Source organism: Alsobacter sp. R-9, assembly GCF_054612375.1.
Map to the genome: position 1 here is coordinate 19,045 of NZ_JBTSWJ010000005.1, position 20,656 is coordinate 39,700.

The 20,656-nt window shown below is 68.9% G+C and carries 16 protein-coding genes; 6 read left to right on the plus strand and 10 right to left on the minus strand.

The genetic code is table 11. The annotated features are described in order from the left end of the window. Positions 1-6 precede the first annotated feature (6 nt). From ACX9GQ_RS09740 to argE, 3 genes are all read right to left on the minus strand, one after another. Positions 7-984, minus strand: coding sequence for an ABC transporter permease (locus ACX9GQ_RS09740; protein ID WP_459629335.1), 978 nt, complete (start codon positions 982-984; stop codon positions 7-9). Positions 985-1,090: 106 nt separating this feature from the next. Then, positions 1,091-2,674: an ABC transporter substrate-binding protein gene (locus ACX9GQ_RS09745; protein ID WP_459629588.1), complete on the minus strand. Its 1,584-nt coding sequence runs from the start codon at positions 2,672-2,674 to the stop codon at positions 1,091-1,093. 163 nt (positions 2,675-2,837) lie between these two features. Then, a complete protein-coding gene (gene argE, locus ACX9GQ_RS09750) occupies positions 2,838-3,992 on the minus strand; it encodes an acetylornithine deacetylase (protein ID WP_459629336.1) in 1,155 nt (384 codons plus the stop codon). Between the two features lie 148 nt (positions 3,993-4,140). On the opposite strand from argE, the gene ACX9GQ_RS09755 reads away from it, so the two are divergent. Continuing rightward, positions 4,141-5,103: a threonine ammonia-lyase gene (locus tag ACX9GQ_RS09755; protein WP_459629337.1), complete on the plus strand. Its 963-nt coding sequence runs from the start codon at positions 4,141-4,143 to the stop codon at positions 5,101-5,103. An 84-nt stretch (positions 5,104-5,187) separates the two neighbouring features. Further along, positions 5,188-6,354 carry a M20 aminoacylase family protein gene (locus ACX9GQ_RS09760; protein ID WP_459629338.1) on the plus strand — a complete coding sequence of 389 codons (1,167 nt, stop codon included), beginning with the start codon at positions 5,188-5,190 and terminating at the stop codon, positions 6,352-6,354. Positions 6,355-6,426: 72 nt separating this feature from the next. Here ACX9GQ_RS09760 and ACX9GQ_RS09765 read toward each other — a convergent pair whose 3' ends face one another. From ACX9GQ_RS09765 to ACX9GQ_RS09775, 3 genes are all read right to left on the minus strand, one after another. Continuing rightward, entirely contained in the window at positions 6,427-7,749 is a 1,323-nt protein-coding gene (locus ACX9GQ_RS09765; protein WP_459629339.1) for a polyhydroxyalkanoate depolymerase, read from the minus strand. 178 nt (positions 7,750-7,927) lie between these two features. Beyond that, positions 7,928-8,710, minus strand: coding sequence for an ABC transporter permease (locus ACX9GQ_RS09770; RefSeq protein WP_459629589.1), 783 nt, complete (start codon positions 8,708-8,710; stop codon positions 7,928-7,930). A 41-nt stretch (positions 8,711-8,751) separates the two neighbouring features. Next, on the minus strand, positions 8,752-9,507 hold the full coding sequence (locus ACX9GQ_RS09775; protein ID WP_459629340.1) for an ABC transporter ATP-binding protein: 756 nt from the start codon (positions 9,505-9,507) through the stop codon (positions 8,752-8,754). A 104-nt stretch (positions 9,508-9,611) separates the two neighbouring features. On the opposite strand from ACX9GQ_RS09775, the gene ACX9GQ_RS09780 reads away from it, so the two are divergent. Beyond that, positions 9,612-10,946 carry an ActS/PrrB/RegB family redox-sensitive histidine kinase gene (locus tag ACX9GQ_RS09780; protein ID WP_459629341.1) on the plus strand — a complete coding sequence of 445 codons (1,335 nt, stop codon included), beginning with the start codon at positions 9,612-9,614 and terminating at the stop codon, positions 10,944-10,946. Positions 10,947-11,008: 62 nt separating this feature from the next. Further along, positions 11,009-11,581, plus strand: a complete 573-nt coding sequence (locus tag ACX9GQ_RS09785) for an ActR/PrrA/RegA family redox response regulator transcription factor (RefSeq protein ID WP_459629342.1) — start codon at positions 11,009-11,011, stop codon at positions 11,579-11,581. Positions 11,582-11,590: 9 nt separating this feature from the next. On the opposite strand, the gene cobU is transcribed toward ACX9GQ_RS09785, so the two are convergent. From cobU to ACX9GQ_RS09800, 3 genes are read right to left on the minus strand one after another with little or no spacing between them, the layout of a single operon-like run. Continuing rightward, the gene (gene cobU / locus ACX9GQ_RS09790) at positions 11,591-12,154 is read right to left on the minus strand and encodes a bifunctional adenosylcobinamide kinase/adenosylcobinamide-phosphate guanylyltransferase (RefSeq protein ID WP_459629343.1); all 564 of its coding nucleotides are present in this window, start codon (positions 12,152-12,154) and stop codon (positions 11,591-11,593) included. Between the two features lie 44 nt (positions 12,155-12,198). Continuing rightward, on the minus strand, positions 12,199-15,357 hold the full coding sequence (locus ACX9GQ_RS09795) for an efflux RND transporter permease subunit (protein ID WP_459629344.1): 3,159 nt from the start codon (positions 15,355-15,357) through the stop codon (positions 12,199-12,201). A gap of 11 nt (positions 15,358-15,368) precedes the next feature. Then, complete coding sequence (locus tag ACX9GQ_RS09800; RefSeq protein WP_459629345.1) at positions 15,369-16,475, minus strand: efflux RND transporter periplasmic adaptor subunit; 1,107 nt, start codon at positions 16,473-16,475, stop codon at positions 15,369-15,371. A gap of 203 nt (positions 16,476-16,678) precedes the next feature. Between ACX9GQ_RS09800 and ACX9GQ_RS09805 the strand changes: the two genes are divergently transcribed. Together ACX9GQ_RS09805 and ACX9GQ_RS09810 are read left to right on the plus strand one after the other, a co-directional pair. Next, the gene (locus ACX9GQ_RS09805) at positions 16,679-17,833 is read left to right on the plus strand and encodes an aminotransferase (protein WP_459629346.1); all 1,155 of its coding nucleotides are present in this window, start codon (positions 16,679-16,681) and stop codon (positions 17,831-17,833) included. Positions 17,834-17,899: 66 nt separating this feature from the next. Beyond that, entirely contained in the window at positions 17,900-18,988 is a 1,089-nt protein-coding gene (locus ACX9GQ_RS09810) for a polyamine ABC transporter substrate-binding protein (protein WP_459629347.1), read from the plus strand. Positions 18,989-19,070: 82 nt separating this feature from the next. On the opposite strand, the gene ahcY is transcribed toward ACX9GQ_RS09810, so the two are convergent. Next, on the minus strand, positions 19,071-20,477 hold the full coding sequence (ahcY, locus tag ACX9GQ_RS09815; protein WP_459629348.1) for an adenosylhomocysteinase: 1,407 nt from the start codon (positions 20,475-20,477) through the stop codon (positions 19,071-19,073). Between the last annotated feature and the right edge of the window lie 179 nt (positions 20,478-20,656).

Sequence of the window (20,656 nt, forward strand, 5' to 3'; positions counted from 1 at the left end):
CCTGCCTCACGCCGGCCGCAGCGTCGACCGCAGCCGCGGATCGACCACGGCATAGAGCAGGTCGACGATCATGTTGATGGTCACGAACATGAACGCGATGAGCATCAGGTACGCCGCCATGATCGGGATGTCGACGTTCTGCACGGCGCCAAGGAACAGCACGCCCATGCCCGGCCACTGGAAGACGTACTCCGTGATGAGCGCGAAGGCGATGATCGAGCCGAGTTGCAGGCCGGTGATCGTGATGACGGGCACGAGCGTGTTCTTCAGCGCGTGGCCGAAGTGGATCGAGCGCGTGCGCAGGCCGCGGGCGCGGGCGAAGCGGATGTAGTCCGTGCGCAGCACCTCGAGCATCTCGGCCCGGACGAGGCGCATGATCAGCGTCATCTGGAACAGGCCGAGCGTGACGGCAGGCAGGATCAGCGCCTTGAGGCCCGACAGGGTGAGCAGCCCGGTGGACCAGAAGCCGAACTGGACGACGTCGCCCCGCCCGAAGGAGGGCAGCCAGCCGAGTTGAACGGAGAACACGTAGCGCAGCAGGATCGCGATCAGGAACGTCGGCAGGGATACGCCGACGAGCGAAATGGTCATGAAGAACGACGCCATGACCGAGTTGCGGCGAAGGGCCGTGTAGACGCCCATGGGGATGCCGACGAGGAGCGCGAGGAGCGCCGCGGCGAAGGCGAGCTCCAGCGTCGCCGGCATGCGCTCGCCGATGAGCGAGGCGACCGGCTGGCGGAACTGGTAGGAGATGCCGAAGTCGAGCCGCGCGGCGCGCTTCATGTAGTTGAAGAACTGCACCGGGACGGGGTCGTCGAGCCCCATGTCACGGCGAATCTGCTCGCGCTGCTCCCGCGGCGTGTCGAGCGACACAACCTGGTTCACCGGATCGCCGACGAAACGGAACATGGAGAACGCGATCAGCCCGACCGTGATCATGACCACGACGGATTGCAGGAGGCGTCTCAGGATGAAGGCGATCATCGAAGGGGGCCGCACGTATCGCCGGTGACGTGTCCCCGGCAGGGAAAGGCCCGGTGCGGTTGCACCGGGCCCTTCATCGCATCATGGCGGGCTGCGCGCGGCAGCCTCACTCCTTCGTCGCCCAGTAGAAGAGGAACTGGTTGTCCGCGCGCTGGACGACCTTGACCTTCTTCGACACGCCCCAGGACAGGGCCTGCTGGTGGAGCGGGATGTAGCCGACGTCCTTGTTCTGCGCGATGTCGTAGGCTTGGTAGATCAGGTCGTCGCGCTTCTTGGGGTCGTTCTCCATGAGAACCTGGTCGGCCAGCTTGTCCACCTCGGGGTTGCAGTAGCCGCCGAGGTTCGACTCGCCGCGGCCCTTCCCCTCGTCGGTCCGGCAGCCGTACATGTTCTGCAGGATGTTCCAGCTGTCGAACGAGCCGGGCGTCCAGCCGAGCAGGTAGAACGAGGTGTCGAACTTCGGCGCCAGCACCTTGGCGAAATACTGTGCCTTGGGCTGGGCGTTGAGGTTCACCTTGATTCCGGCGCGGGCGAGCATGCCGACCACCGCCTGGCAGATCGCCTCGTCGGCGACGTAGCGGTCGTTCGGGCAGTCCATGCCGACCTCGAAACCGTTCGGGTAGCCGGCCTCGGCGAGCAGCTTCTTCGCCGCGTCGACGTCATACGGGAACCGCTTGAACTCGCCCGAGCGCGAATAGAGCAGCGGGGAGATCATCAGAGCCGACGGCGTCGCCATGCCGCGCATCACGCGGTCGCGGATCGCGTTGATGTCGATGGCCTGGTAGAAGGCCTGCCGGACCTTCGGATCCTTGAAGGGGTTCTTGCCCTTCACGTTGGAGTACTTCAGCTCCGCGTTGCGCTGGTCCATCCCGAGGAAGATCGTGCGCAGCTCGGGCCCGGTCATGACCATGGCGTTCGGGCTCGCGTTCACGCGGGCCACGTCCTGCACCGGCACCGGCTCCATCCAGTCGATCTCGCCCGACAGCAGCGCCGCGACGCGCGTGGCGTCCGAGGCGATCGGGGTGAAGATCACTTCCGTCAGGTTGTGCTCAGGCTTGCCCCACCAACCTGCGTTGGGCTTCCAGACGGTCTTCACGCCCGGCTGGTGGCTCTCGAGCTTGAAGGGGCCCGTGCCGTTGGAGTTCAGGGCGGCATAGCCGGGCGTGGTGGCGCTCGGCGGCGTGGGCGCCACGGCGTTGTTCGCCTCGGCCCACTTCTTGGACATGATGTACCACGTATCCCACTCGTAGTGCAGGATCGGGTTCGGCGACGACAGGATGACGTCGACCGTGTGGTCGTCGACCTTGACGAACTTCGCATCGCTCGGAATGCGCGTCGTCATGTTTGAGCCGGTGGCCCGCACGCGGTCGGCCGAGAACACGACGTCGTCGGCGGTGAAGTCCTCGCCGTTCTGGAACTTCACGCCCTTGCGCAGGAAGAAGCGCCAGCGCGTCGGCTCCACGATCTCCCAGCGTTCGGCGAGGCCGGGGATGATCTCGAGCTTGGGACCGCGCTTCGTCAGGCCCTCGTACACCGCGCCGTGCATGGCGAGCGTGAACGTCTCGTTCAGCGTGTACGGGTCCAGCGACTTGTAGTCACCCTGGAACGCGAATCGGAACGTCTTGGCGCTCGCCGGCACCGCGAGCAGTGCCACGGCCGCCGCGACGGCCAGGACCGTCTTCCTGATCATCATCGTCACTTCCCCTCCGACCTGCGGGTCTCGGATTTCGGCACAGCCAAAACACCCGGTCCCGGCGTTGATTTTCGACGCATTTTCAGCGTTCGACCTTACGAAAGTCTAGACACGCCGGCTGTCGCCGGTCCAGCGGGATTTGCCGCAGCGTGAATGAAGTTCAAGCGGCGAGCTCGCGAACGAGCCGGTCCATGAACCGTTCGCCGGCGACGAGCTGTTCGATCTCGATGAACTCGTCGGCCTGGTGGGCCTGTGCGATGTCCCCGGGGCCGCACACGATCGACGACCATCCGGCCCCCTGGAAGATCCCGGCCTCCGTGCCGTAGGACACGACCATGGCCCCGTTGTCGCCCGTCAGCCGGCGCACCAGGGCTTCCGCCGCGCCGTCCGGCTCGGGCAGGAGTCCGCGGACCGCCGCCCGGTGCACGATCTCGACGCCGGTCTCGGGCGCGATGGCCTGCATCCGCGGCTCGATCGTCTCGCGGACGAAGGCCTCGAATCGCCGCCGGTAGTCCCATGGGTCCTCGGTGGGGATGGCTCGGACCTCGGTGACGAAGCGGCACTCCGCGGACACGATGTTCGTGGCGGTGCCGCCCTGGATCATGCCGCAGTGGAGCGTGGTATAGGGAGGCTCGAAGCCATTCGCGGGATCCGCCGCCGCGCGATTCGCCGCCATGGCGTCGTCGAGCCATGTCACGAGGCGTGCCGCGGTCATGACCGCGCTGACGCCGAGGTCGATCCGGCTCGAGTGGACGGTATGCCCGCGCACGACGGTGAACCAAGAGACCGAGCCCTTGTGGCCGGTCACGGCCTTCATCCCGGAGGGCTCTCCCACGATCACGGCGGAAGGGGTCGGAATGGCCTGCTTCATCTCCTCCACCATGGGCGGGGCGCCCTGGCAGCCCACCTCCTCGTCGTACGAGAGAGCGAGATGCACCGGGCGCTTGAGCCCGGCCTTCAGCATCACGGGCACCGCCGCGAGCATCAGCGCGTCGAAGCCCTTCATGTCGCAGGTCCCGCGGCCGTAGAGCCGCCCGTCCCGCTCGGTCAGCGTGAAGGGGTCGCTCGACCACGCCTGGCCCTCGACCGGAACGACGTCGGTGTGGCCGGAGAGGACGACGCCGCCCTCGACCATCGGCCCGACGGTGGCGAAGAGGTTGGCCTTGCGGCCATCCGGGCTCGGCACCAACCGACTCTCGACGCCGTGCGAGGCGAGGTAGTCCCGGATGAAGGCGACGCAGTCGAGGTTCGATTCGCTCGACACGGTGGGAAACGCCACGAGCCTCGCCAGAAGCTCCCTCGTGGTCCAGGACATCGACAACTCCGATCATGCAACGACCGCCGCGAGGAGGGCGTCGTCTAGCGCCACAGTTGATGGCCCGCCGTTGATTGACAATCCCCTCACGCACGGCGGAGATGTGCGGCATTCCGCCGTTTCGGCTCCGCGTCAAGGCCATTCCCACATGTTCGACGTCACCGGCTCCCAGATCGAGGCCACCCTCCCGCGCATCCGCAGCCATGTCCGCCGCACGCCCGCGTGGCTGAGCCCGGCCCTGTCGGAACGCTTCGGCCGCCGCGTGCACGTGAAGCTCGAGTGCCTGCAGGTCGGCGGCTCGTTCAAGGCCCGGGGCGTTGCAGCCAAGCTGCTGTCGATGTCCGAGCAGGAGCGGAGGAACGGCGTCGTCGCCGTGTCGGGCGGGAACCACGCCATCGCAGTGGCGCGCGGCGCGGCGGCCTTCGGCGTCGACGCCCTGATCATGATGCCGCGGGTGACACCCGCCTTCAACGTCGACGAGACGCGCCGGCACGGAGCCACGGTCGAGCTGGCGGACAGCGCCGCCGAAGCCTTCGCGAAGGCCGAGGCCCTCGCCGGCGCCGGGCGGACGAACCTCCACGCCTATGACGACCCGGTCATCATCGCCGGCAACGGCACGGTCGGGCTCGAGTTCGTCGAGGACGTTCCGGCGCTGTCCCACGTCTTCGTGTCGATCGGCGGCGGCGGGTTCTCGACAGGGGTCGCGGCGGCGATCCGCGACCGCAACCCTTCCGCACGGGTAATCGGCGTTGAGACCGAAGGCGCCGAGACGATGACGCAGGCGCTGGCCGCCGGCCAGCCGGTGACGATCAAGCCCACCTCCATTGCCCGCACGCTCGGCGCGCCCTTCGTGACGCAGAGGACGCTGGAGGGCGCCCGCCAGCACCTCGACAGGGTGATGGTGGTCACGGATCGCGAGGCGGTGGCTGACCTCGTCTGGCTCCTGCAGACGGAGAAGGTGCTCTGCGAACCCGCCGCCAGCTGCACCGTCTCTGCCCTGGCCCGCCACGTCGACCAGCTGCCGGCCGACGCCGAGGTCGGCGTCATCCTGTGCGGCTCCAACATCGCGCTCGCCGACCTCGAGGCCCTTCGGACATCGTTCGGCCTCTGAGCCGCGTTGACCGACCGGTCCGGTTCCGGTTTGCTCCCCGGCGGCGCCCTCGCGGGCGTCCGTTTCAGACCCAGAGGTACCCCAATGCCCGTCATCAACAGCATCGCCGCCTTCGCCGATGAGGTCGCGGCCTGGCGACGCGATTTCCACCTGCATCCCGAGCTCGACTACGACGTGCACCGCACGGCGGGGATCGTCGCGGAGAAACTGCGGGCTTTCGGGTGCGACGAGGTTGTGACGGGCATCGGGCGCACCGGCGTCGTCGGCGTGATCAAGGGCCGGCTTCCCGGCGACAAGGTGATCGGCCTGCGCGCGGACATGGACGCCCTGCCGATCGAGGAGGCGAGCGGCAAGCAGTGGAGCTCCACGGTGCCCGGCAAGATGCACGCCTGCGGCCACGACGGGCACACGGCCATGCTGCTGGGCGCGGCGCGCTACCTCGCCGAAACGCGCAACTTCGCCGGCACGGCGGTCGTCATCTTCCAGCCGGCCGAGGAGGGCGGCGGCGGCGGCAAGGCGATGGTCGAGGACGGCATGATGGACCGCTTCGGCGTGCAGGAGGTCTACGGCATGCACAACATGCCGGGCCTTCCCGTCGGCCACTTCGCCACCCGCCCCGGCCCGTTGCTGGCCGCTGCGGACCGCTTCAGCATCGTGATCGAGGGGCGCGGCGGCCATGCGGCCCATCCGCACCACTCCATCGACACGGTGGTTGTCGGCAGCCAGATCGTGCAGGCGCTGCAGACGATCGTGGCCCGCAATGTCGACCCGCTCGATTCGGCGGTCGTCTCGACGACGTATTTCCGCGCCGGCGATGCCTTCAACGTGCTGCCGCAGACGGCCGAACTGCGCGGCACGGTGCGCACCTTCCGGCCGGAGGTGCAGGACCAGATCGAGAAGCGCATGCAGGAGATCGTGACCGGCGTCGCGGCCCTGCACGGCGCCACGGCGACGCTCGAGTACGTCCGCGGCTATCCGCCGACCTGCAACCACGACGCGCAGACGTCGTTCGCCGCCTCCATCGCCGCGTCCGTCTCCGGGGCCGAGGCCGTGAACACCGACGTGAAGCCGGTGATGGGCGCCGAGGACTTCTCGTTCATGCTCGAGGCGCGGCCCGGCGCGTTCGTGTTCATCGGCAACGGGGCGACGGCCAACCTGCACCACCCGGCCTACGACTTCGACGACTCCGTCATCCCCGTCGGCGTCAGCTACTGGGCGAAGCTCGTCGAGACGGCCATGCCGGCGGCCTGAACGCCTGAAGCGGAAACGCCCGGCCTCGCGGCCGGGCGTCCCGATCGAAACGGGCCGATCCGGCGATGACGATCAGTCGACGTTCTTGCCGGCCATCTTCCGGCCGGTGAGGCGGACCACGGAACCGCCCTTGGCCTCGGCCGGCGCGCGCCGGGCATCCGACTCGCAGTTGGCGATGAAGTCGGCGATGCGCGGGGCGATCTCGGCGCGGAACCGCGAGCCGTTGAAGACGCCGTAGTGGCCGACCTTCGGCTGCAACCAATGGGCGCGGCGGCTGTCCGGGATGTTCGGACACAGCGCATGGGCGGCCTCGGTCTGGCCGACGCCGGAGATGTCGTCCTTCTCGCCCTCGACGGTCATGAGGCCGCAGCGGCGGATGGCGGAGAGATCGACCTTGCGGTCGCGGTGCATCATCTCGCCCTTCGGCAACTGGTGCTTGACGAACACCGTGTCGACCGTCTGCAGGTAGAACTCGGCCGTCAGGTCCATGACGGCGAGATACTCGTCGTAAAAGTCGCGGTGCTTTTCGGCCGAATCGCCGTCCCCCTCGACGAGGTGCTTGAACATCTCGCCGTGCGCCTCGAGGTGGCGGTCGATGTTCATGGCCATGAAGCCCGCGAGCTGCAGGAAGCCGGGATAGACGTCGCGCAGGAAGCCGGGGTTGGGCAGCGGCACCTTGACGATGCAGTGGCGGCGGAACCAGTCGATGCCGCGCTTCTCGGCGAGAAGGTTCACCTGCGTCGGGCTCCGGCGGGTGTCGATCGGGCCGCCCATCAGCGTCATCGAGCGCGGGGTGCGCGGATCGTCCTCATCTTCCATGCGGGCGATGGCCGCGATGACGGGCACCGACGGCTGGCACACGGCCATGACGTGCACGTCCGGGCCGAGCAGGCGCAGCATGGCGATGACGTAGTCGATGTAGTCGTCGAGGTCGAAGCCACCCTGGCTCACCGGCACGAGGCGGGCGTCCACCCAGTCGGTGATGAACACCTCGTGGGTCGGCAGGAAGGCCTCGACCGTGCCGCGCAGCAGCGTGGCGTAGTGGCCGGACATCGGCGCGACGATCAGCAGCTTCGGCTGGCGCGTGCGCATCTCGCCGAGCGCCCGGTCGAAATGGATGAGCTTGCAGAAGGGGCGTTCCCACACGACGCGCTCGATCACGTCGACGCGCTCGCCGTCGACGAGCGTCGTCGGGAGGTCGAAGGCCGGCTTGCCGTAGCGGCGCGTGGCGCGCTCGAAGAGCTCGCAGCCCGCCGTCACCGAGCGGGCGAAGGACGTCGTCGAGATCGGGTTCAGCGGATTGGCGTAGAAGACCCGCGTGGAGTCGGCGAACGCCCGCGCCGGCGCCAGCAGCGCGTGGGCGGCCTCGTACCACATGTAGTAGGGCAACTGCATCGACTTTACTCCCAACCTCGGCGGGTGCCGCCGAAGCGACAGGAGCCGGAGCTTAACGTCTCGCCCCCTTCATACAATTCGCCGAAGGTGAAAGAAGCCCCACCAAAGGCGCTCATGTTGCAATGAGGTGACGAACAAGCCGGTTCCTGGCCCAGACTGCGCCCGAAACGTAAACGGCTCATTCACCCTGCTGGAGGAGCGAGCCTTTCCGGCGGGCGTCCTGCACGAGCCACAGGAAGCAGGCGACGGCCGCCACGAGCAGGACGGCGTTGATGGCGAAGGCCTGGACCATCAGGTCGAGGCGCAGGGTCCGCTCGATGAGGAGCGCCCGCAGGCCCTCGAATACGTAGGTGGGTGGAAGGCACCATGCAAGGACCTGCATCCATCCCGGCAGCACCGTGACCGGATAGTAGACGCAGCCGAGCGGCAGCATCAGGAACATCACGGTCCAGGCCAGCCCCTCGGCACCCATGCCGTTGCGCAGGACGATGCCGGATACGACGATCCCGACGGCCCAGCCCGTCAGGACGAGGTTGACGAAGAACGCTGCGAGCCCGAGGCCGAGCGCGTAGACGTTGAAGCCGAAGAAGGCCATCGCCAGCACCGTGACCGGCCCCAGCCCGATGACGAGGCGCACGAGGCTCATCACCACGAGCGCCAGCAGGAACTCGATGGGCCGCAACGGGCTCATGAGCAGGTTGCCCATGTTGCGGGACCACATCTCCTCCAGGAACGACATGGAGAAGCCGAGTTGGCTGCGGAACAGCACGTCCCACAGAATCATCGCCCCGATGAAGGCGCCGGCGCCGAACACCATCGGGTTGGCGCTCTGACCGACATAGACCTGCAGGAAGCCCCAGGTGACCATCTGCACGGTCGGCCAGTAGACGAGTTCCAGCAGCCGCGGCCAGGACGAGCGCAGCAGGTACATGTAGCGGGTGACGAGGGCGTAGACCCGCATCGCCGAGAACGACCGCGCGGGCGGCGGCTGCACGGACACGCTCACGACGCCTCCCGCGCATGGACGCCGCGGTTGCGGGCGACGTCGAGGAAGACATCCTCGAGCGTCTCGCGGCCGTAGCGCGCGAGCAGTTCCGCCGGAACGCCCGCGTCGGCGATGCGGCCGGCCTTCATGATGATGACGTGGTCGCAGAGGCGCTCGACCTCGGCCATGTTGTGCGAGGCGAGCAGGATCGCGGCGTTGCGCTCGCGCCGGTACTGCTCGAGGTGGGAACGCACCCAGTCCGCGGTGTCGGGATCGAGCGAGGCCGTGGGCTCGTCGAGGAGCAGCAACTCCGGGTCGTTGACCAGCGACTTTGCCAGCGCGACGCGCGTCTTCTGCCCGGCGGAGAGCTGGCCGGACGGGCGGTCGAGGATGGCTGAGAGGTCGAGGTCGTCCGCCAGCTGCGCGATCTTCTCCTTCAGCCGGGGCACGCCGTAGAGGCGTCCGAACACCGTGAGGTTCTGGCGCACCGTCAACCGGTGCGGCATGTCGACATAGGGGCTCTCGAAGTTCATCCGGTGCAGAACGGCCTGCCGGTCGCTCGCCATGTCGTGACCGAAGACGCGGGCCGAGCCGGAGGTTGGCAGCACCAGCCCCATGATCATCGCGATGGTCGTCGTCTTGCCGGCGCCGTTGCCGCCGAGCAGGCCGACGACGCCCCCGCGCGGCACGGTGAAGGACACGTCGTCCACGGCGACGGCCTTGCTGTACGCCTTGCGCAGGTGCTCGACGGCGATGGCGGGTGAATCGATCATGGCTGGACCGGAGCGCTCGGCCGGTGCACGAAGAATGGGGGCGGGAGGCGCGGCACGGCGTCGCCGTCCTCGCAGGAACCTCGTGCCGCCCTAGTTAGCGGACCATGCCGGATACGGGAAGCATCGGACTGAGCGAGAACGACAGCTATCTGCGCCTCGGGACGCTCGTGCGCCTGCGCTGGATGGCCATCGGGGGACAGACGCTCGCGGTGCTCGCGGTCCATTTCGGCCTGGGCTTCCCCGTTCCCCTCGTCGCATGCCTCGCGGTCATCCTGCTCGCAGCGGTGGTGAACGCCGGGCTGACGCTGTGGTTTCCCGTGGGCCTGCGGCTCCGGGACACGGCGGCCACCGGCCTCCTCGCCTTCGACATCCTGCAGCTCACGGCGCTGCTCGGGCTGACGGGGGGCCTCGCCAATCCGTTCTCGATGATGTTCCTGGCGCCGGTGATGATCTCGGCGGCGGCCCTGCCCCCGTGGCGGACGGTCGCGCTGGGCGTGCTGGCGGTCGCGGGTGCCACCGTTCTCGCGCTCTGGTCGCTGCCGCTGCCGTGGTCGGCGGCCGAGCCGATCGACCTTCCGGCCACCTACCGGTTCGGGGTCTGGCTCGCCATCCTGCTCGGCGTCGCCTTCCTCGGCGTCTATGCCTGGCGCGTCACGGAAGAGGCCCGGGAGCTGGCGCAGGCGCTCACTGCCACGGAGTTCGTGCTGGCGCGCGAGCAGCACCTGTCGCAGCTCGACGGGCTCGCCGCCGCCGCCGCGCACGAGCTCGGCACGCCGCTCGCCACCATCGCGCTCGTCGCCAAGGAACTGGCGCGCAACGGCCCCAAGGAGGGGCCTATGGCCGAGGACATTGCCCTCCTGCGCCAGCAGGTGGAGCGCTGCCGCGGGATCCTCGGCAAGCTCACCTCGCTGGGCAACGAAGCCGCCGGGCCGCTGGAGACGATGACGATCAGCCACCTGCTCGAGGAGGTGGCCGGGCCACATCGGCCCTTCGACGTCGATATCGCTGTCAGCGTGTCGGGCACGGACCCCGAGCCTGCCTGCCGCCGCAACCCGGGGGTGATCTACGGGCTCGGCAACCTCATCGAGAACGCCGTCGACTTCGCCCTCAACGGCGTCACCATCACCGCCCACTGCGACAAGGCGCAGGTGCGCGTCGAGATCGTCGACGACGGGCCAGGCTTCTCCTCGGAGGTGCTGGCGCGCATCGGCGAGCCCTACCTGACGGGCCGCGGGCGCCGGCGGGCCAAGAGCTCCGCCGGGGACGGCATGGGGCTGGGGCTTTTCATTGCCAAGTCCCTGCTGGAGCGCTCGGGCGCCACGCTGGTCTTCGGCAACGCGCCCTCCGGCGGGGCGCGCGTCGAGGTGTCCTGGCCGCGCGGCACCTTCGAGCGCGGCGTTCTGCCACAGGGTAATCGCGCAGCCATGGCAGAGCTCTAGATAAGGATCCAGCAGGTGAACCGGCGTCTCGGTCGCTGCGTATGACGTCCGGAGGACATCAGATGCTCGACACCGTATCCCCCGATACGAGAGCCGCTGCCGAAGCTGCCATGGACCGCTCCCTGCTGATCGTCGACGACGACAAGCCTTTCCTGACGCGGCTCGCTCGCGCCATGGAGGCGCGCGGCTACACGGTCGTGACGGCCGAATCGGTCGACGACGGCCTCGCCTGCATCGCGCGCGCCGCGCCGGCCTTCGCCGTGATCGACATGCGCCTCGGCGACGGCAACGGCCTCGACCTGCTGACCCGGCTGAACGAGGTGCGGCCCGAAGCGCGCGGAATCATCCTGACCGGCTATGGCAACATCGCGACCGCGGTCACGGCCGTGAAGCTCGGCGCATACGACTACCTCGCCAAGCCTGCCGACGCGGACGAGATCGACTCCGCCCTGCAGGCCACGGCCGAGAAACGGCCGATGCCGCCGGAAAACCCGATGTCGGCGGACCGGGTACGGTGGGAGCACATCCAGCGCGTCTACGAACTGTGCGGCCGCAACGTCTCCGAGACGGCGCGCCGGCTCGCCATGCACCGGCGCACCCTGCAGCGCATCCTCGCCAAGCGGGCTCCGCGCTGAGCGTCTCGCTCAGCCGAGGACCGGCAGCCGCCCCGCAGGCTTGAGCGGGAGCGGCAGCCCGGCGGCGAGGAAGACCGCGGCGTCGCAGATTCCGGCCATCGCCTGGTTCAGCCGCCCCTGGCGGTCGCGGAAGTCGCGGCCGAGGGGCGTCTCGGGCACGAGCCCCAGCCCCACCTCGTTCGACACCAGCACGACCGGTCCGGCGGCGCCGACCACCGCCTGAGCGAGCGCGTGCTCCGCGCCGATCGGAGGGCTTTCGTCCAGCATGAGGTTCGCAAGCCAGAGGGTCAGGCAGTCGACGAGCACAACGGCGTCGGGTGCCGCGTGGGCACAGATGGCGTCCGCGAGCCGGAGCGGCTCCTCGACGACGCTCCACCCCCTCCCCTCCCGGTCCGACCGGTGACGCGCAATGCGCGCCGCCATCTCGTCGTCGCCGGCGGTCGCAGTGGCGACGATGACGCGTCGGCGGCCCGAACCTTCGGCGAGTTCCTGCGCGAAGCGGGATTTCCCCGAGCGGGCGCCGCCGAGGACGAGCACGGTGCGGCAGGAGACGGAAGCGTGGGCCGGGTCCATTGAACCGGCATCGCACGAAGGCGATGCCGGTTCAACGGAGCCCGTCACTCCGCCGCGAGGAGCGGCGGGGCGGGCCGGGCGAGGGACAGGGGAGGGTCCTCGCCCGCAGGGGCCTCGGGCTGCGGCCCTGCCGCGGCGGGGGCGCGGTCCAGCGACTTGCGGAACCAGAGCGCGTAGAGGCCGGGCAGGAAGAGCAGCGTCAGGAAGGTGGCCACGAACAGGCCGCCCATGATGGTGGTCGCCATCGGGCCCCAGAAGGCCGACGTCGACAGCGGCACCATGGCCAGGATGGCCGCGAGCGCCGTGAGCACGACCGGCCGCGCACGCCGCACCGTCGCCTCGATGATCGCCTCGCGTCGCGACAGACCGCCGGCGACGTCGGCCTCGATCTGGTCGACGAGGATGACCGTGTTGCGCATGATCATCCCCGCGAGCGCGATGAGGCCGAGCAATGCCACGAAGCCGAAGGGCTTGTTGGCGAGGTTCAGGCCGAGCGAGGCGCCGACGATCCCCAGCGGCGCCGTGAGGATGACGAGCACCAGCCGCGAGAAGCTCTGCAGCTGCACCATGAGGATGGTCAGCATGACGATGAGCATCAGCGGGAAGAGCTTGAAGATCGACGCGTTGGCCTTGACCGACTCCTCGATGGCGCCGCCGATCTCCATGCGGTAGCCGGCCGGCAGGGCCTCGCGGATCGACGCGAGCTTCGGCCACAGGGCGTTCGTCACGTCCGGCGGCTGCACGCCGTCGACGACGTCGCCGCGGATGGTGATCGACATGTCGCGGCTGCGCCGCCACAGGATCGGCTCCTCGTGCTCGAAGCGCACCTTGGCAACCTGCCCGAGCGGGACGGGGACGCCGTTGCGGGACAGGACCGTGAGGTCCTCGATACGGCCGAGGTCCAGCCGCTCCTCCTTGCGGGCCCGGGCGATGACCTCGACCTTCTCGGTGCCGTCGCGGACCGTTGTCACGGGCACGCCCGAGATCAGCGTCTGCAGCGTCTGCGCCACGTCCTGCGGCGTGAGGCCGAGCGCGCGGATGCGGTCCTGGTCGAGCTCGAGCCGCACGGAGGGCGTGAGTTCGTTCCAGTCGAGGTGCGGGTCGATGACCTTCGGATCGGCGCGCATGACATCGCGCACCTTGTAGGCTTCGGCCCGGACGACGGCGGGATCGGGTCCGACGATGCGGAACTGCACCGGGAAGCCGACGGGCGGGCCGAAGTTGAAGCGGTCGACGCGGACGCGGGCCTCGGCGAGGGCACCGTCCGAGACGGCCTTCTCGATCCGCGCCTTCAGCCGCTCGCGCGCCTCGACGTCCTTCGCCACGATGACGATCTCGGCGAAGGCCTCGTTCGGCAGCTGCGGGTTGAGGCCGAGCCAGAAGCGCGGCGAGCCCTGGCCGATGTAGGTCGTCCACGTGGCCGCGTCGGCATCGCCGGCGAGCAGGGCCTCGGCCTTCTTCGCCGTCGCCGTCGTGGCGGTAATGGAGGACCCCTCCGGCAGCCGCATCTGGAAGAACAGTTCCGGACGCTCGGAGAGCGGGAAGAACTGCTGCTGCACCCGGCCAAAGGCCCCGATCGCGCCGGCCGTGATGGCGATCGTGGTCAGCACCACGACGACGCGGTGGCGCACGCACCAGGTGATGACGTGGCGCAGCCCGCGGTAGAGCCGCGTGTCGTAGACGGCGTGCGGGTCCACATGGCCGGCGCCGGCCTTGCGGAAGTCCGGCAGCAGCTTCACGCCGATGAACGGGGTGAAGACGACCGCGACGATCCACGAGGCGATCAGCGCGAGGGACACCACCCAGAAGATGCCGTTGGTGTATTCGCCGACGGAGGAAGCGGCGAAGCCGACGGGCAGGAACCCGGCAGCCGTCACCAGCGTGCCGGTGAGCATGGGGAAGGCCGTGTGGTCCCAGGCGAAGGACGCGGCGCGGACGCGGTCGTAGCCCTGCTCCATCTTCACCACCATCATCTCGACCGCGATGATGGCGTCGTCGACGAGCAGGCCGAGCGCGATGATGAGGGCGCCGAGCGTGATGCGGTGCAGGTCGAGGCCCATGGCGTTCATGACGATGAACACCATCGCCAGCACCAGCGGCACCGACAGCGCCACGACGATGCCCGTGCGCCAGCCGAGCGACAGGAAGCTGACGAACAGCACGATCGCCAGCGCCTCGACGAAGGACTTCACGAACTCCGAGATCGCCTTCTCGACCACCAGCGGCTGGTCGGCCACCTGGGTGATGTCGACGCCGGCCGGCAGCTTGGCCTTGATGGCGGCGAGGCGGGCGTCGAGATCGGCGCCGAGCTGCGTGAGGTTGCCGCCGCGCGCCATGACGATGCCGACGGCGATGGCCGGCTTGCCCTCCTGGCGGACGAGGAACTCCGGCGGGTCCTTGAACCCGCGCGAGACGGTGGCGACGTCGCCCAGCCGAAACACGCGCCCGCCGGCCTCGACCGGCGTCTCGGCCACCGCGCGGACGCCGTCGAGCGCGCCCGAGACCCGCAGCGCGATGCGCTGGGCGTCGGTCTCCACCACGCCGGCGGCCGTGACGGCGTTCTGGCGGGCGAGGCTGTCGAACAGCTGCTGGGGGTTGATGCCGAGCGTCGCAAGCTTGGCGTGGCTGAACTCGACGAAGATCTTCTCGTCCTGCGCGCCGTAGAGGTTGACCTTGATGACGTCGGGGACCTTGAGCAGGTCCTGCCGCATCGCCTCGGCCACGCTCTTCAGCTGGGCGTAGTCGGCCCCGTCGGCGGTGACCATGTAGAGTACGCTGTCGACGTCGCCGTACTCGTCGTTGACGTTCGGACCGATCAGGCCCGACGGCAGCTGCGGGCGGATGTCGGTCAGCTTCTTGCGCAGCACGTAGAAGAGGTATGGCACCTGCCCGGCTGGCGTGTTGTCGCGGAAGACGACCTGCATCGCCGTGAAGGAGGGCTTGGTGTAGGTCTGCACGCGTTCGAAATAGGGCAGCTCCTGCAGCTTCTTCTCGATCGTATCCGCGACCTGCTCCTGCATCTCCCGCGCGGTGGCGCCCGGCCACACCGCCGTGACGATGGCCACCTTGATGGTGAAGGACGGGTCCTCCGCACGGCCGAGGCCGCGGTAGGAGACGATGCCGCCCACCGCGATGGCGAGCATCATGAAGACGACGAGCGCGGGGTGGGCGACGGCCCACGCGGACAGGTTGAAGCGGCGCATGGCGCGTCTCCTCACAGGCCGATGGCGGAGACGACGCGCACGCGGGCGCCGGGGTCGATCTTGTGGACGCCGAGCGCGACCACCAGCTCGCCCTCCTTCACCCCGGACGCAACGAGGACGTCGCGGCCATCCTGGCCGGCGACCTCGACCGGCCGCAGCACGACGGCACCGGTCGCCTTGTCCACGACCCAGAGCGAGGGGCCCTGTCCCTGGTTGTAGAGGGCCGAGAGCGGCAGGCGGGCCACCTTGGCCTTGCCTGGCTCGGACAGCGTCACGGTGGCCGTCATGCCGAGCTTCAGGGCCGGGCCGGCGTCGCGGACCGTGAAGCGTGCCGCGTAGGTGCGCGTGGCCGGGTCGGCGACGGGAGAGAGCTCGCGCAGGGCGGCCGGATAGGACCGCCCCTCGTCCGACCACAGCGTGACGCGAGCCTGCGCGCCGGCGACCCTCTCGACGTAGGCCTCCGGGACGGCGACGAGCGCCTCGCGCTCGCCATCGTGGGCGACCCGGATCGCCGCCTGGCCGGCGGCGACAACCTGCCCCGGCTCGATCGACGCGGCGGTGACGACGCCGTCCGCGTCGGCGCGGAGCGTGGCGTAGGACAGCGCGTTCTCGGCGAGCGCGAGCGCCCGGTGGGCGCGGTCGCGGCGGCCGATCGCCTCGTCGAGCGCCGCCTTCTGCCGGTCGTAGTTGGAATCGGGCGCCCAGCCGCGGGTGCGCAGGTCGGCGAGGCGCTTCTCCTCGGCCGTCGCCTGGACCACCGACCCGGTTGCGGCGCGCAACTCGGCCTCGGCCTGCTCGCGCTGGATGGCGAGGTCGGCCGTGTCGAGCTCGGCGAGCGCGTCGCCCTGGCGGACGGGCTGGCCGACCTCGACGAGACGCCGGGACACCTTGCCGGCAACGCGGAACCCGAGGTCGGTCTCGACGCGGGGGCGGATGACGCCCACCAGCGTGCGTTCGGAGAGGCGCCCCTCGAACGTCACCGGCGCGACGAGCACCGGCCGCTCTTTCGCCTCCGTGGCGGACGGGGCGGTCCTTGCCTCGTTGCAGGCCGAGAGCGCGAGCGGGAGGAGGAGGACGCCGAGGAGGCCGAGGGAGGCGCGGGGGAAACGGGAGGTCATGGGACGGTCTCGGGATGAGGCTGAAGGTACCGAATACCCGATTGTGATGAATGTCAACATTCGTCAGCGAACAATTATCCGGCAATTGTCATCAGGGTATTCAGCGCGGCTTCCGGCGTCGGCTCTGTCCGGCCCTCCCGGTCGAGCCTCTTGGGAGCCGGGCCGGGCTCGTGCTAGGAGCGCGACCACACCGGAGGAGCCCGATGAACCCGATCTTCGCCGACCTGCCGACGACCGTGTTCGAGGTCATGTCGCGCCTCGCCCGTGAGACCGGGGCGATCAACCTCGGCCAGGGCTTCCCCGACGATCCGGGCCCCGAGGATGTCCGGCGCAAGGCGGCAGAGGCCGTCATGGACGGCTGGAACCAGTACCCGCCGATGATGGGCCTGCCCGAGCTGCGGCAGGCGGTCGCCGCTCACTACGACCGCCACCAGGGCGTGCCGCTCGACTGGGAGAGCGAGGTGATGGTCACCTCCGGCGCCACCGAGGCCCTCGCCGGCGCACTGATGGCTCTGATCCGCCCCGGCGACGAGGTGGTGCTGTTCCAGCCGATGTACGACGCCTACCTGCCGCTCGTGCTGCGGGCCGGCGGCGTGCCCCGCCTCGTCCGGTTGCAGCCGCCGTCGTGGCGCTTCACCGAGGACATGCTGGCTGAGGCGTTCTCCGACCGCACGCGGGTGGTGCTGCTCAACAATCCCCTGAACCCGGCCGGCAGCGTCGCGCCGACCGAGGACCTCGCTTTGCTGGCCCGCTTCTGTGAGCGCCACGACGCCGTCGCGCTGTGCGACGAGGTGTGGGAGCACGTCGTGTTCGACGGGCGCCGGCACGTCTCCATGCTCGCCGTCCCCGGGATGCGCGAGCGCTGCGTGAAGGTGGGCTCGGCGGGCAAGATCTTTTCGCTCACCGGCTGGAAGGTGGGCTTCGTCTGCGCCGCGCCGCAGCTGATGCGGGTGCTCGCGAAGGCGCACCAGTTCATCACCTTCACGACGCCGCCCAACCTGCAGGCGGCCGTCGCCTACGGCCTTGGCAAGGACGACGCCTACTTCTCCGGCATGCGGCAGGCGCTGGAGCGCAGCCGCGACCGCTTCACGGCGGGCCTCGTGGAGCGCGGGTTCAGCGTGCTGCCGAGCGCCGGCACCTACTTCCTCAACGTCGACCTCGCGCCCCTCGGCGAGACCGACGACGTGGCCTTCTGCGAGCGGCTCGTGCGCGAGCACGGCGTGGCTGCAATCCCGGTCTCGGCGTTCTACGCGCAGGACGCCGTTCGCAGCGTCGTGCGCTTCTGCTTCGCCAAGCGCGACGAGGTACTGGACGGGGCCCTCGCCCGGCTGGAGAGCGCCGCTCGAAAAGCGGCTTGACGCCCCCCGGGCAGGCCTTAGCGTGCCGGTTTCGTTCCGCCCCGCGAATCCTGACCGGAGACCATGATGAAGCATACCGCCGTACTGGCGCTCACGATGGCGCTGGCCTTGGGCGCGACCGCCCACGCGCAGGAGAAGGTCGTCAACGTCTACAACTGGACGGACTATGTCGACCCCACGGTGCTGGAGGACTTCACCAAGGAGACGGGCATCAAGGTCGTCTACGACACCTACGACAACAACGAGATCGTCGAGACGAAGATGATGGCCGGCAAGTCCGGCTACGACGTGGTGGTGCCGTCCGGCCCGTTCCTGCAGCGCATGGTGGCTGCGGGGGTGTTCCAGAAGCTCGACCGTGCCAAGCTGCCGAACCTGAAGAACCAGTGGCCGGAGATCGCCGAGCGGCTGAAGGTGTTCGACCCCGGCAACGCCCACGCCGTCAACTACATGTGGGGAACGACCGGCATCGGCTACAACGTCGCCAAGGCCAAGGAGCGGCTCGGTGACCGCGCGATCGACAGCTGGGAGGTGATCCTCAAGCCGGAGATCATCAGCAAGTTCAAGGACTGCGGCGTGATGATGCTGGATTCGCCGGAGGACCTGTTCCCCGGCATCCTGCGGGCGCTGAACCTGAACCCGGACAGCAAGACGCCGGCCGACTACCAGAAGGCCGCGGACGCGCTGATGAAGATCCGCGGCTCTGTGCGCAAGTTCCACTCCTCCGAGTACATCAATGCGCTGGCCAACGGGGACGCGTGCCTCGTGATCGGCTACTCGGGCGACGTGCTGCAGGCGAAAAAGCGCGCCGACGAGGCGAAGAACGGCGTCGAGGTGGCCTACGCCATCCCGAAGGAGGGCGCGCTGATGTGGTTCGACTCGATGGTGATCCCGTCGGACGCGCCCAACAAGGACAACGCCTACGCCTTCATCGACTTCATGATGCGGCCCGACATCGCGGCGCGGAACACGAATTTCGTGAACTACGCCAACGGCAACGCCGCGTCGCGGGCCAACGTCAAGCCGGAGATCCTCAACAACCCCGGCATCTACCCCAACGACGCCGTGCTGAAGCGGCTCTTCACCAACACGTCGCCGGACGACAAGCTGCAGAAGCAGATCACCCGGCTCTGGACGCGGGTGAAGACGGGCAAGTGACCCCTGCCGGCTCCGGCCCCGGAATGCAGAAAGGGCGGCCTCGCGGCCGCCCTTTCCTTTTGTTCCGTGGATAGGACCCGGCTCAGTAGCGGTAGTGGTCCGGCTTGTAAGGACCCTGCTCGGGGAGGCCGAGGTAGGTCGCCTGCTTGTCGCTGAGCTTGGTGAGCTTCACGCCGATCTTGGCGAGGTGCAGCGCCGCGACCTTCTCGTCGAGGTGCTTGGGCAGCGTGTAGACCTTGCGGTCGTACTGGCCCTGCTTGGTCCACAGCTCGATCTGCGCCAGCGTCTGGTTGGTGAACGACGCCGACATCACGAAGGACGGGTGGCCGGTCGCGTTGCCGAGGTTCACGAGGCGGCCCTCGGAGAGCACGATGATCCGCTTGCCGTCGGGGAACTCGACCTCGTCGACCTGCGGCTTCACGTTGTGCCACTTGAAGTTCTTCAGCGACGAGATCTGGATCTCGCTGTCGAAGTGGCCGATGTTGCAGACGATCGCCCGGTCCTTCATTTCGCGCATGTGGTCGACGGTGATGACGTCGACGTTGCCCGTGGCGGTCACGAAGATGTCGGCGCGCGGAGCGGCGTCCTCCATCGTCGTCACCTCGTAGCCCTCCATGGCGGCCTGCAGGGCGCAGATCGGGTCGATCTCCGACACCATCACGCGGCAGCCGGCGTTGCGCAGCGAGGCGGCCGAGCCCTTGCCGACGTCGCCGAAGCCCGCGACCATGGCGACCTTGCCGGCCATCATGACGTCCGTGCCGCGGCGGATGCCGTCCACGAGCGACTCGCGGCAGCCGTAGAGGTTGTCAAACTTCGACTTGGTGACGCTGTCGTTGACGTTGATCGCCGGGAAGAGGAGCTTGCCCTCCTTTTCCATGACGTAGAGGCGATGCACGCCCGTCGTCGTCTCCTCGGTCACGCCCTTAATGGCCGTGCCGTTGCGCGTGTACCAGCCCGGGTTGCTCTTCAGGCGCTTCTTGATCGCGGCGAAGAGGATCTCCTCCTCCTCGTTGGTGGCGCCGTCGAGGAACGCGGTGTCGCCGTTCTCGGCGCGGATGCCCAGGTGGATGAGGAGCGTGGCGTCGCCGCCGTCGTCGAGGATCATGTTCGGCGTGCCGCCGTCACCCCACTCGAAGATGCGGTGGGTGTAGTCCCAGTAGTCCTCGAGGCTCTCGCCCTTGATGGCGAAGACGGGCGTGCCGGCGGCCGCGATCGCGGCGGCGGCGTGGTCCTGCGTGGAATAGATGTTGCACGATGCCCAGCGGACGTCGGCGCCGAGCGCCTTCAGCGTCTCGATGAGCACGGCCGTCTGGATGGTCATGTGCAGCGAGCCGGCGATGCGGGCGCCCTTGAGAGGCTGGGCAGGCCCGTACTCGGCGCGCGTCGCCATGAGGCCCGGCATCTCGGTCTCGGCGATGGCGATCTCCTTGCGGCCCCACTCGGCGAGGCCGATATCGGCGACGCGGTAGTCGTTGAAATGCTGGGTCATGGGCTCGAGCCTTCCTTGCTCCGTGGTCGGCGCGGTCTATAGCAGGCCGCCGGGCGAGGAGCAATAAAGACATAAAGAACTCTTTATGTCCCGTTACGACGCCCGCCTAAACGAAGGCCGACCCGGTCAGCAGCGCGGCGAAGCCCGCGAGGGCCACGGCGCCCGTCCGCTCGACGGGC